Raw genomic sequence first — 10,972 nt, forward strand, 5'->3', positions numbered from 1 at the left:
CAAACTAACCCAGCATATAGCAATCCATATGTTGGGTTTTCCTTTATAGGTACTTTGCACTTTCATGCACAGGTTCTGATGGAGAAATAGTTGTGATGAAGCAAGATTTTTTAGCCCACCGGGATGGCTGCTCATATTCCATCCCGGTAGATGCAACACTTATTTCGCATTCGGTGAAACCATATTTTCTGGTCGTACCACGTCATCAAACTGTTCAGCAGTGACCAGATTCAGCTCCACCGCCACCTGTTTTAAGGTTTTCCCTTCTTTATAGGCCGTTTTCGCGACTTTGGCAGCATTTTCATAACCAATTACCGGATTCAGTGCTGTCACCAACATCAGCGAGTTATGCAGGAAATGATCAATCTTGTCACGGTTCGGTTCAATTCCGACAGCGCAGTGATCGTTAAAGCTGTTGCAGGCATCTCCCAATAACTGAATCGACTGTAACAGGTTATAGGCAATCACTGGCATAAATACGTTTAGCTCGAAATTCCCTGAAGCCCCAGCCACATTAATTGTCGTATCATTACCCAGCACTTGCGCCACCACCATGGTCATGGCTTCACTCTGGGTCGGATTGACCTTGCCCGGCATAATGCTTGAACCCGGTTCATTTTCCGGAATGCGGATTTCACCAAAACCACAGCGCGGCCCACTGGCCAGCCAGCGTATGTCATTGGCAATTTTATTTAAGCTCACGGCCAGAGTTTTTAAGGCACCGGAAGCAAATACTGCAGCATCACGTCCAGCCAGAGCTTCAAACTTGTTCGGCGCAGTAACGAAAGCCAAACCGGTCAGGCTGGCCAGTTGCTGTGCGGCTTTTTCCGCATAGTCCGGATGGGCATTTAAACCGGTACCGACAGCGGTGCCACCCAACGGCAGTTCATATAAACCGTCCAGGGCCTGATGCAAACGTTTCAAACCATGATCGAGCTGCGAGACATAGCCACTAAATTCCTGCCCTAACGTTAAAGGTGTTGCATCCTGTAAATGGGTACGGCCAATTTTCACAATATCGGCAAAGGCGTCGCTTTTGGCCTGCAAGGTATCTCTTAAACGGGTCACTGCCGGAATTAACAGCTCATTAATCTGTAAACTGGCGGCGACATGAATCGCGGTCGGGAAAGAATCGTTGGTTGATTGTGCGCGGTTCACATGATCATTCGGATGAACCGGCTTTTGTGCGCCCAGCGGATTGCCGAGTTTCTGGTTAGCAATATTGGCAATCACTTCATTACAGTTCATATTACTTTGCGTGCCCGAACCGGTCTGCCACACCACCAGCGGAAACTGGCTATCCCATTTACCTTCAATCACTTCTTCAGCTGCATCAACAATATAGTGCGACAGTTCTTGAGGAATCTGGTTCAGTTCTGCATTGGTCATGGCCGCGGCTTTTTTCACTAAGCCCATGGCGCGAATCATGGGACGAGGTAAACGTTCCTGCCCGATTTTAAAATTCTGTAAGCTGCGCTGAGTCTGTGCACCCCACATGGCCTCACTCGGGACTTCAACTTCTCCCATGGTGTCGTGTTCGATACGTGTTTGCATACTCAACCTCTATCTATTCTTGCTGTTCTCAATGCTGTTATAACGCTGCCCTGAGGCAGCGGCTATGGCGAATATAGTCATCTTAGGTCAGGCGGATAAAATTGTAAATGATAATTATTATCATGATTAAATTTATCATTGCCCGCGCAAGGTGTGCTGATAAAAGCGCCATTCATCTTCCAGCATCTGCTGAATCGAGCGTTTCGGCTGCCAGCCCAGTACCTCTTTGGCTTTACTAATATCGGCTGCGACCTGATCCAGTTCGGCATAGGGATATACATCAGCATCGACCGTTTTAATTTCGGTACCGGTGACGCTCGAAATTTCATTTAACAGCTGCTGGATGGAAATCGCCTCGCCGGCAATATTAAAGGCTTCACAAACATGCTGTTGCTGGAATAGCCATTGCAGGGTTAAAGACACCGCTTCACAACAATCCAGTACATGCAGGAAACTACGTTCAACAGTCTTGTCTTCAGTTTGGGCCTGTTTACGCAGCTCGATAAATTCGCGTTGCCGCGCCCCGACCTGCATCGCCAGGGGTACAATATTTTTTGGCAGTGGCGGTACCATTTCACCCAGTACCCCATGTTCAAAGGCACCGGCAATATTACCCAAACGCAATAAGGCAATTTTCCATTCATTGTCAGTTTTAAAGGTATCCTGAATAATTTCCTCAGCCATCTGCTGAGATTTGATATACGGATTCGGATAGGCATACTGAAATGGCAGATCTTCTTTCAGTTGCAGGCTAGATTGGCCATACACGGTTAAGCTGGATAAATGCACCAGCACACGTACCCCGGTACGCTGCATGGCACGCAGCAGACTCATGATACAGCTGACATTATCATTATAATATTCAAGCGGTTTCAGGACCGATTCTTCCAGCGATTTAAAGCTGGCCGTATGCACCACTGCATCGACCGAATACTGTTTAAAGACTTTATTTAAGGCTGGGGTGTTACGAATATCAATTTTGGCAAAAGGCACATACATGCCCGAAATATATTCAAGTCGTTCTAAGGTTTGTAAATTGGCATTGGATAAATTGTCGACAATAATGACTTCTTGCCCTTGAGCCATCAGACTTAATGCAATATGCGAGCCTATAAAGCCTAAACCACCAGTCACTAAAATCATTGTATACTACCTTTTTCTTATGAAGTCTGAATGCCCCCTGTGTTGCGGGAACATTTCATTAGTGAATTTTGATGAGTACCTTATTACTAATTACCTCCGCGCCGACCTCGATTCATGCCTGGCATGCGTTGGGTCTGGCTCAAGCCTTGCAGAGCAAGAATGAAGATTTCCGGGTGTTCTTCTATCAGGACGCTGTTATGGTCGCTAACGATTTACAATGGCTACCCGATGATCAGCGACAGTTAAAATCGGAATGGCAAAAACTGTCGATTCGTTTGCCGGTTTGTGTCAGTGCGGCACTGTTACGCGGGATTACCGATCAGGACAATGCCAAACGTCATCAACTTCATCAACACAATTTAGCCGCGGGCTTTGAATTGGTTGGTCTGGGCGAACTTGCCGATGCAGTGCAATCTGCAGATCGCCTTCTTCAATTCTAAGTGGTTCTATTTGAGAATTTGTTGCATTTAAAAGGTAAATTGTGTGAAAACTGTACTCGTCATTTTAAGCCAGGCCAATTTAAGCAGCCAGCAGGTACATGAAAGCCTGTCTGCGACTATGGTACTGGCCACTTTTGGCTGTGAAGTCAAAGTGTTATTACAAGATGCTGCCCTAAGTCTGCTCAAAAGCGATTTGGCTTTTGACCAGCTCAAACACGCCTTCAAGCTGGCCTCGAATATGGTCGAAAGTTTTGAGTTTTATGATTTAAGCCCGATTCTGGTAGAACACCAGCATCAACATTCAGCTTATGTCAGCCAGTCGCAGCATGAAATCGAGTTTATTGAACTGAATGCGGACTTTATCCAGCGTTTTGACCACGTGCTGTACTGGTAAGCCGGAAGGAATCTGTTATGTCACAAAATACTTTATATCTGCTGCAATCCGGCTTCCATACTACCCCGGCCATGCTGGACAAAGTTTCACGTCTGTATAGTGAAGGCGATGCAGTGGTGCTGATGGGTGATGCAGTATTGGCCATTGATCACCCATTTTGTCAGCAATGCGGCACCCTGTTTGCACTGGAGCATGATCTAGAGCTGCTGGTCCAGCCATTGCCTGCCCATCTGCACAGTTTAAACTATGCTACCTTTGCCGAGCTGTGTCTGGCTTATAGCCGTTGTATCTCTTTAAAATAAACAAGCTTTGAGGTGTTATGAATCTTGAACTGGACCAAGATGGTCATTTGGTCGATTACACCATCTGGAATGAAACTGTAGCGCAAGAGCTGGCCAAAAGCCTGGAGCTGGAACTGGAAGATTGGCATTTTGAAATTTTGCAGGCTGTGCGCCAGTTTTATCAGCAGTTTGGTCATTCTCCGGCGACTCGCCCGTTAATCAAGTTTCTGATGAAAACGGTCAGCCCTGAGATTAATAATGCCCTCTTGCAAGAGCGTTTTAACACCGGACTGGTGGCGCGGCATTTAAGCCGTCTGGCCGGTATTCCCAAACCGGCGAATTGCCTGTAATTGGAGGAAGATTCATCTGTTCAGAGGTTTAGCGCTGTAGATGAATCTGATTTCACACGATAATCCTTTAATTCTTACTTTAGAAATGAATCTCATCAGGATGCGTTTCAATAATTCTTAACCAGGCCCGGGTGGCTGGACTCATGGCGACTGTCGTATTCCAGGCCATTCGCAAGGTCCAGTTCAGCTCAGGCTGGCACAAACGGCTGATCTGATAACGCTCGGCAGGCAACTGCTCACAATAAACCTGAGGCAACAGCGCAATCCCCATGCCGGAATCCACCATTTTGGCAATAAAATCCCACTGGCTGCTTTTACAGACAATTTTCGGTTCAAAACCCAGCTGCTGTGCGGCCTGTAGAATCATCTGGTTTAAAGTAAAGCTGTCGGCAAACAGTAAAAAAGACTCATCTTTCAGTTCCAGCAACGACACCGTTTCGCGTCCCTGCCATGCAGAATTTCGGGCAGATAACAAACACAGTGGCGAATCCATAATTGGAATTCCGCCCAATGCCGGTTTTAAATGACCGAGTACAATCCCGACATCAATCTGTTTATCCAGAATAGCGGCTTCAATCCCGCTGGCACCTACCTCTAAAAAGCTCAGTTCAATAGCCGGGTACTGCTGATGAAACTTGGCAATTAACCGGCTTAATAGCACCGAACCCAGGGGCGGCAAACCCAGTGTCAATTTACCACGTTCTAGCGCACGAACTTCCGCCACCGAATCATAAATCGCCTGCTCCAGTTGCAGCATTTGTAGCGCATGCTGATAAATCTGCTCGCCCAGGTAAGTCAATTGCACTTCACGTTTACGCCCAGCTTCACCTTTATGAAACAGCGCAGTGCCCAACTCATCTTCCAGCCCACGAATGGCCTTGCTAATTGTAGGCTGGGTCAGACACAAAGCATCTGCTGTGCGGGTAAAACTTTGCAATTGCACCAGTTTGACCAGTATTTTCAGACTTTTTAAATCCACCATCATTCCCAATAGGCATAATTATTTTTTTATTATTCATAAGCATCCTGGTAGGTCAAATCTAAAATACAGTCGTGTTTAACCTTTAGGGCAATTCAGCGATGTGGTCTCTTTCCCGTGTTGCCGTCCTCAGCATACAAATTGCGCTGCTGATCCTGATCTGGTGGCTCGGTGCGCTGATCCAACAGATATTCCAGCTGCCGGTTTCAGCGGGTGTGATTGGCCTGATCCTATTACTGCTGGCGCTGTTAAGTGGCATATTTCAACTGCAATGGATCAAGCAAGGCGCCGATTTTATGCTGGCCGAGCTGATGCTGCTGTTTATTCCCTGTGTGGTCGGCATTATCAATGATCTCGACTTACTGCTGAGCCAAGGCTGGCAACTGCTACTCTCGATTACGCTCGGCACCTGTGCGGTAATGGTCGCCACAGCCTATAGCGTGTGCTGGGGTTTTAAACTGGAACAGCGGCTCAGGAAAAATACAAACAACACCGCATATGTGTCAGGAGATTAAGATGAACCTGATCGCAAGCCTGTGCTTCATCTTCACCCTGCTGGGCTATATCGCAGCCAAACAGCTGTATCGTCGTTATCCGGTGCTGCTGTTTTTACCCTCCATTCTAGTTCCGGCTGGATTAATCTGCATGCTGCTCTATTTCGGGATTTCCTATGACAGCTATATGCAGTACAGTCACTGGATTGTCTGGATGCTCGGGCCAGCCACGGTGGCTTTTGCCATTCCGATTTATGAATATCGCGCGCTGATTCAACGCCATCTGCTGGCCATCAGCATGGGTATTGTGATCGGGATGTGTGTCGGCATTATCAGTGCTTTTTATCTGGCGCAGCTGTTTCAGCTAAATCAGGAAACCACATATAGCCTGATGGCGCGCTCTATCTCTACACCCTTTGCTATGGAATTAAGCACACAGGTGGGCGGCTCGGTTGAACTGGTAATCCTGTTCACCATGATGACCGGCTTTGCCGGCGGTTTTATGGCAGATGCCGTCTTACTCGCACTCAAACTGAATTCACATTTTGCTCAAGGTGCAGCCTTAGGTAATGCCGCGCATGGTTTTGGTACTTCTAAAGCCTTTATGCGCCATCGTGAAGAAGGTGTGGCCGCCTGCTTAAGTATGGTACTGGCTGGCATATTTATGGTGATTTTTGGACCTGCCCTGATTCATGGCGTGGTCCGGTTTTTATAACTGAATCCGCTGCTAAAATAAAATCAGTGCAGATTAAGACTCATCCACCACATCGGCAAACTGGGCATTTAACACCCGGGCCAGATCATCCGGCTTTAAACCAATGTCCAGTCCACGTTTGCCACCGCTAACATAGATTTTGTCCAGACTTTGCGCGCTCTGGTCAATCACAGTTTTTAAACGTTTCTTCTGCCCAATCGGGCTAATTCCGCCAACCAGATAACCGGTTAAACGTTCAGCATCTTTAGGCTCTGCCATATGCAGTTTTTTACAGCCCACCGCGGTAGCAACTTTCTTTAAATTTAACTGCACATGCACCGGTAAAATCGCCACATAATACTGTTTATCATCAGTTACCAATAAAGTCTTAAATACTTCAGCCAGGGCTAAACCCAGCTTTTCCGCTGCTTCCAGCCCAAAACTTTTGGCATTCGGATCATGCTCATATTCATGAATACTATAGTCAATTTTATTGGATTTTAAAATTTTACAGGCCGGTGTCATTTTAGTTGCCCAGTGATAAACCTCCTCGCAGTATAAAAGCTTCTGCTGCAGAAGTTAATCACTGTATAGCTTAGGCTATTGAGTGGCAGCATAATATTTCCGCTTTTCCACATCATCCAGCATACTCTCGGTTTCCTGCAAGACATTGGCCAAACGCTGGGTATGCGCAATCAAACGGTCCAGCCAGCGCTGTGCGGCCAGTAATTCCAGACTGCGCGCGGCACTCAGATGTTGCACCGTGGCATATTCAATCACTTTTTCACGCGCTTCGGCACGCTGCTCTTCCACCCATTGTTTCAGGTTTAACAGCTCACGATTTAAAGATGCCACTTCGGTCAGGCGGTTAAACTCATCGACATACTGAAAGTGATTGTCCAGCACATGAATATAATCCAGCCCCATCTGATAAATAGTCGGCTGGGTACGGATATGCTCGGCATGTTCTACTGCTTCCAGATCACTGCGCAGCACACGTAAATACACCATCAGGCGCAGCATCGCCATTAAACGCTGCTGATCCAGCTCATTTTCACTAACCGATAAATCTTCCAGATACTGCTGCACCCGTTTTAAGATTTCATCCAGTTGCTGTAATTCGCTATTGGAGGGCAAACGACCTTCCTGAATCGCGCGTTTCAGCAAAATCAGGATATGCCCAATCGACCAATAAATCACTTTAGAAGCGGCATTAATCGCTAAAGCCGGCACCGAAAAACTGGCCTGATCCAGATAACATAAAATTGAAGGGGTGCGGTCTGGAATTAAACCGACAATCAACTGTTCAAACTGTTTTAAAAAGGGCAATAAAAATAAGGTTCCCAGCACACTAAAGGCGGTATGAAACGCAGCGACAATAATCACATCATCCCAAGTGCCGACCTGTGAATGTTCCGCCAGCCACAAAAAAGCCGGTTTCAACAAGATAAAAGCCAACACGGCCGAAATCACGTTAAACACCACATGCACGGCTGCGGTGCGTTTGGCATTGGCAGTCGAGCCCATGGCTGCCAGAATCGCGGTCGCCACCGTACCAATATTTTGTCCAATCACCAGACCTAAGGCTTGGGACAAATCAATCGCACCACTGGCTAAAGCGGCCAAGGTCGCAGTAATGGCTGCACTGGAAGATTGCAGCAGCACGGTCATCACCAGCCCGACCAGCACTAAAATCAACTGTGTGGTGAAAGAGTTATTGGAAAAAACCGATAAATCAACCCGCTCGGCAAAACCCGACATTGCCACCTGCAGCAAGTCAATCCCAAAGAAAATCAGGCCAAAACCGGCAATAGTTAAACCGAATAAAGACAGTCGCCCACGGCTGAATAATTTAAAGATCGCCCCCAACCCAATGAGTGGCAAGGCAATATGGGCAATGGAAAATTTAACCCCCAAAAAAGCCACCATCCAACCGGTGCTGGTGGTGCCAACATTGGCGCCAATAATCACACCAATGGCCTGACTAAAAGTCAGAATACCAGCACTCACAAAGCCAATGGTGGCCAATGTGGTTGCCGTTGAGGATTGCACAGCCAAAGTCAGGCCGATGCCAGAAAAAATGGCTTTAATCGGTGAACCTGTAAATTTAGACAGCCATAAACGCAATGACTCCCCAGCCATCTCTTTCAGACTGTCTGTCATTAAGGTCATTCCAATCAGGAACAAACCGATCCCGCCACACAACTGTGCAATCACTTCTAACATGCAACTACCCAATAAATATTTTTATTTTCAACCATCTAAGTATATAAGAGATTATGCAATGAAAGCCGCTTTATACCCTAAAAGTTGCATAGTGACATCAACATGAACAGCACAATAAATAGAAACATGATCTTCCAATGCACTCTAAAGATATTTCAAACACGTAGTATTGGAGCGAAAACTTAACAAAACAGCGGCGGTTCCAGGCCGCCGTTGGCTTGACGGATATCTCCCAGCTCACTAACATCCTTAAAACATATTCGCGAGCACTGGCTAATCTGGTGCAGCATCACTGCTTTTTTCTGATTTTAAAATGAAACTGACCATCCCATTATTATTGAAAACCTCTTTTATTGGCCTCAGTGCTCTTAGCCTGATTGCCTGCTCACCTTTAGGGGGCGGCTCCGTTGCCAAACGTTCCGCTAAACTTTCAGTCGGGATCCAAAAAGCCTATTCGGTTGCACCTGACACCGCTAACTGTGTTGCACCGATGATTGTGCAACATGCAGAACGTTATGAAATTGATCCACTGTTACTGGCCGCGCTGATTCGCCAGGAATCCAGCTATCGCAGTCATGTGGTATCACCGGCTGGTGCGGTGGGCTTAACCCAAGTCATTCCGCGTTATTGGCAGCAAAGCTGTGGCAGTAATTTGTTTGATGAATCTTCCAATATTCAATGTGGTTCTTACATTTTAAATCGCTATAACACGAAAGCCGGCAGCTGGCCTAAAGCCCTAGCTTATTATAATGTTGGTCCTACCGGTTATCATTCCAGCTGGAAGATGAAACGCCAAGGCAAACGTTATGCCAAACAGGTTAAACAGCACCAAAATGATTTAAAAGGCGCGCTATAAACCTTTTTATCCTGCGATTTTTTAAAAGCTCCTGATGGGGCTTTTTTTTACATCATTGCCAAGCAATTACATATTCCCGTCAAAACCAGTACAGTGCCTTGAGCCTCAGTTGTTAACGTAGCAAAAGAATTCATGAAACGAGGATGGGAAAATGCCAAAGAAAGTATTATTCATTACGTCCAATCAGGGTGTGGAGCAGGATGAGCTGATCAAACCCTTTGAATATTTGAAATCTAAAGGCATTGAAGCCATACATGCAGCAGAAGAACAAAAAGAAGTTCAAACGGTCAAGGCTGATAAAGATCCTGGTCTAAGTACCGAACCGGAAACAACGCTAGATAAGGTCAATCCGGAAGATTACGATGCACTGGTCATTCCCGGTGGAACGGTCAATGCCGATACGCTTCGAATTAATCCCGAAGCGCATAAAATCATCCAGCACTTTACTGATCAGGGCAAACTGATTGCCGCAATCTGTCATGGTCCGTGGGTTTTAATTAATGCCGAACGGATTCGCGATAAAAACCTGACGTCTTATAAAACCATCAAACTGGATCTGGAAAATGCCGGCGCGAAATGGGTCGATGAAGAAGTCCATCGCTGCAATACCGGTGGATGGGTATTGATCAGCTCACGTAATCCGGATGATATTCCTGCATTTAACCAGGCGATTGTGCAAGAATTGGAAGCTGAAACCTAAAGATTTTTAATCATATCCATAAAAGAAACCTCATCTTCGGATGAGGTTTTTTATCAGAATCGGGAGATTAAGCAAGCCCTTTGAGCTGTTTTAAATAGGCCACCACTTCCTCATTACCGGCCATTTCAGCAAGTTCCAGTGCCGTATGTGGACTACGATGCTCCATATCCGCCCCTTTGCTCATCAGCAGTTTCACCACGTCCAGATGATCATTTTCTGCCGCCGCCTGCAAGGCACTATAGCCTTCCTCATCACTACCATTGGCATCTGCACCTTGCTGTAAGGCTTGCTGTACCTGCTCCAACTCACCTAGTGACGCCCAATATACAATTTCAGGAAGATGTAGCTCATCATCATCTTCAGGGATCGGAGAGAATGAATTCAGTTTCATAAAGTGCTCTTAGAATCGTAATTTGATCATATTGATCTTAAGATTTTAGCTGAATCTAGGGATATATATGGATTTAAATTGTTAGATAAAAATTGGGTTCTATGCGCTGGCTGATGAGGCATTTATTTAAATAGAAGCAGGAAGGAACAGCAAAAAATCAAAAGCGACCTTAAACAAGATGAGGAAGCCCAGATAAATTTTACCCATAAAAAAATCCCCCTGCTGTTTAAGCTTGGGGGATTTTGAATAATGAGCTGGCGATGACTTACTCTCACATGGGTAACCCCACACTACCATCAGCGCTAAGAGGTTTCACTTCTGAGTTCGGGAAGGGATCAGGTGGTTCACTCTTGCTATTGTCGCCAGCACAACTGTTATGGACTTGTTCGGGTCTTAGTTACTTTGCTTAAGCTTGATGCTTTTGCATGTAATGCCTTACTTTGTTCCAAATGAGTTATTAACGGATTGGC

14 protein-coding genes and 1 rRNA gene are annotated in these 10,972 nt (G+C 46.1%); 8 read left to right on the plus strand and 7 right to left on the minus strand.

Annotated elements, in window-relative coordinates:
• Positions 1–159: 159 nt before the first annotated feature.
• Positions 160–1,554, minus strand: a complete 1,395-nt coding sequence (gene fumC, locus P253_RS04505) for a class II fumarate hydratase (protein WP_016658056.1) — start codon at positions 1,552–1,554, stop codon at positions 160–162.
• A 135-nt stretch (positions 1,555–1,689) separates the two neighbouring features.
• A complete protein-coding gene (locus P253_RS04510; RefSeq protein WP_016658055.1) occupies positions 1,690–2,697 on the minus strand; it encodes an SDR family NAD(P)-dependent oxidoreductase in 1,008 nt (335 codons plus the stop codon).
• Between the two features lie 71 nt (positions 2,698–2,768).
• Between P253_RS04510 and tusD the strand changes: the two genes are divergently transcribed.
• From tusD to P253_RS04530, 4 genes are read left to right on the plus strand one after another with little or no spacing between them, the layout of a single operon-like run.
• Positions 2,769–3,137 carry a sulfurtransferase complex subunit TusD gene (tusD, locus tag P253_RS04515; protein ID WP_005178259.1) on the plus strand — a complete coding sequence of 123 codons (369 nt, stop codon included), beginning with the start codon at positions 2,769–2,771 and terminating at the stop codon, positions 3,135–3,137.
• 43 nt (positions 3,138–3,180) lie between these two features.
• On the plus strand, positions 3,181–3,531 hold the full coding sequence (locus P253_RS04520) for a hypothetical protein (protein WP_016658054.1): 351 nt from the start codon (positions 3,181–3,183) through the stop codon (positions 3,529–3,531).
• Between the two features lie 17 nt (positions 3,532–3,548).
• Positions 3,549–3,833, plus strand: coding sequence for a DsrH/TusB family sulfur metabolism protein (locus P253_RS04525; protein ID WP_016658053.1), 285 nt, complete (start codon positions 3,549–3,551; stop codon positions 3,831–3,833).
• 17 nt (positions 3,834–3,850) lie between these two features.
• Positions 3,851–4,162: a TusE/DsrC/DsvC family sulfur relay protein gene (locus P253_RS04530; protein WP_005178263.1), complete on the plus strand. Its 312-nt coding sequence runs from the start codon at positions 3,851–3,853 to the stop codon at positions 4,160–4,162.
• Positions 4,163–4,241: 79 nt separating this feature from the next.
• On the opposite strand, the gene P253_RS04535 is transcribed toward P253_RS04530, so the two are convergent.
• Positions 4,242–5,141 (minus strand): LysR substrate-binding domain-containing protein, encoded by a 900-nt coding sequence (locus P253_RS04535; RefSeq protein ID WP_035363092.1) that lies wholly within the window; start codon positions 5,139–5,141, stop codon positions 4,242–4,244.
• 101 nt (positions 5,142–5,242) lie between these two features.
• Between P253_RS04535 and P253_RS04540 the strand changes: the two genes are divergently transcribed.
• The gene (locus P253_RS04540; protein ID WP_005178267.1) at positions 5,243–5,656 is read left to right on the plus strand and encodes a CidA/LrgA family protein; all 414 of its coding nucleotides are present in this window, start codon (positions 5,243–5,245) and stop codon (positions 5,654–5,656) included.
• Position 5,657: 1 nt separating this feature from the next.
• Positions 5,658–6,350 carry an LrgB family protein gene (locus P253_RS04545; protein WP_005178270.1) on the plus strand — a complete coding sequence of 231 codons (693 nt, stop codon included), beginning with the start codon at positions 5,658–5,660 and terminating at the stop codon, positions 6,348–6,350.
• A gap of 33 nt (positions 6,351–6,383) precedes the next feature.
• Here P253_RS04545 and ybaK read toward each other — a convergent pair whose 3' ends face one another.
• Positions 6,384–6,854 carry a Cys-tRNA(Pro) deacylase gene (gene ybaK / locus P253_RS04550; RefSeq protein ID WP_016658051.1) on the minus strand — a complete coding sequence of 157 codons (471 nt, stop codon included), beginning with the start codon at positions 6,852–6,854 and terminating at the stop codon, positions 6,384–6,386.
• A 75-nt stretch (positions 6,855–6,929) separates the two neighbouring features.
• Positions 6,930–8,555 carry a Na/Pi cotransporter family protein gene (locus tag P253_RS04555; RefSeq protein WP_016658050.1) on the minus strand — a complete coding sequence of 542 codons (1,626 nt, stop codon included), beginning with the start codon at positions 8,553–8,555 and terminating at the stop codon, positions 6,930–6,932.
• 313 nt (positions 8,556–8,868) lie between these two features.
• Between P253_RS04555 and P253_RS04560 the strand changes: the two genes are divergently transcribed.
• A complete protein-coding gene (locus P253_RS04560; RefSeq protein WP_016658049.1) occupies positions 8,869–9,411 on the plus strand; it encodes a lytic transglycosylase domain-containing protein in 543 nt (180 codons plus the stop codon).
• A 151-nt stretch (positions 9,412–9,562) separates the two neighbouring features.
• Positions 9,563–10,111, plus strand: coding sequence for a type 1 glutamine amidotransferase domain-containing protein (locus P253_RS04565; protein ID WP_016658048.1), 549 nt, complete (start codon positions 9,563–9,565; stop codon positions 10,109–10,111).
• Positions 10,112–10,178: 67 nt separating this feature from the next.
• Here the strand turns inward: P253_RS04565 and P253_RS04570 are convergent, their stop codons facing one another.
• On the minus strand, positions 10,179–10,502 hold the full coding sequence (locus P253_RS04570; RefSeq protein WP_005178280.1) for an ankyrin repeat domain-containing protein: 324 nt from the start codon (positions 10,500–10,502) through the stop codon (positions 10,179–10,181).
• Between the two features lie 252 nt (positions 10,503–10,754).
• Positions 10,755–10,869 (minus strand): 5S ribosomal RNA (gene rrf, locus P253_RS04575).
• Positions 10,870–10,972 lie beyond the last annotated feature (103 nt).

It is taken from the genome of Acinetobacter indicus CIP 110367 (assembly GCF_000488255.1).
Classification (GTDB): Bacteria; Pseudomonadota; Gammaproteobacteria; order Pseudomonadales; family Moraxellaceae; genus Acinetobacter; species Acinetobacter indicus.

Coding starts and splice junctions, on each gene's coding strand:
- fumC (WP_016658056.1), bottom strand. CDS start 1,554: ATGCAAACACGTATCGAACACGACACCATGGGAGAAGTTGAAGTCCCG.
- P253_RS04510 (WP_016658055.1), bottom strand. CDS start 2,697: ATGATTTTAGTGACTGGTGGTTTAGGCTTTATAGGCTCGCATATTGCA.
- tusD (WP_005178259.1), top strand. CDS start 2,769: ATGAGTACCTTATTACTAATTACCTCCGCGCCGACCTCGATTCATGCC.
- P253_RS04525 (WP_016658053.1), top strand. CDS start 3,549: ATGTCACAAAATACTTTATATCTGCTGCAATCCGGCTTCCATACTACC.
- P253_RS04530 (WP_005178263.1), top strand. CDS start 3,851: ATGAATCTTGAACTGGACCAAGATGGTCATTTGGTCGATTACACCATC.
- P253_RS04540 (WP_005178267.1), top strand. CDS start 5,243: ATGTGGTCTCTTTCCCGTGTTGCCGTCCTCAGCATACAAATTGCGCTG.
- P253_RS04545 (WP_005178270.1), top strand. CDS start 5,658: ATGAACCTGATCGCAAGCCTGTGCTTCATCTTCACCCTGCTGGGCTAT.
- ybaK (WP_016658051.1), bottom strand. CDS start 6,854: ATGACACCGGCCTGTAAAATTTTAAAATCCAATAAAATTGACTATAGT.
- P253_RS04555 (WP_016658050.1), bottom strand. CDS start 8,555: ATGTTAGAAGTGATTGCACAGTTGTGTGGCGGGATCGGTTTGTTCCTG.
- P253_RS04560 (WP_016658049.1), top strand. CDS start 8,869: ATGAAACTGACCATCCCATTATTATTGAAAACCTCTTTTATTGGCCTC.
- P253_RS04565 (WP_016658048.1), top strand. CDS start 9,563: ATGCCAAAGAAAGTATTATTCATTACGTCCAATCAGGGTGTGGAGCAG.
- P253_RS04570 (WP_005178280.1), bottom strand. CDS start 10,502: ATGAAACTGAATTCATTCTCTCCGATCCCTGAAGATGATGATGAGCTA.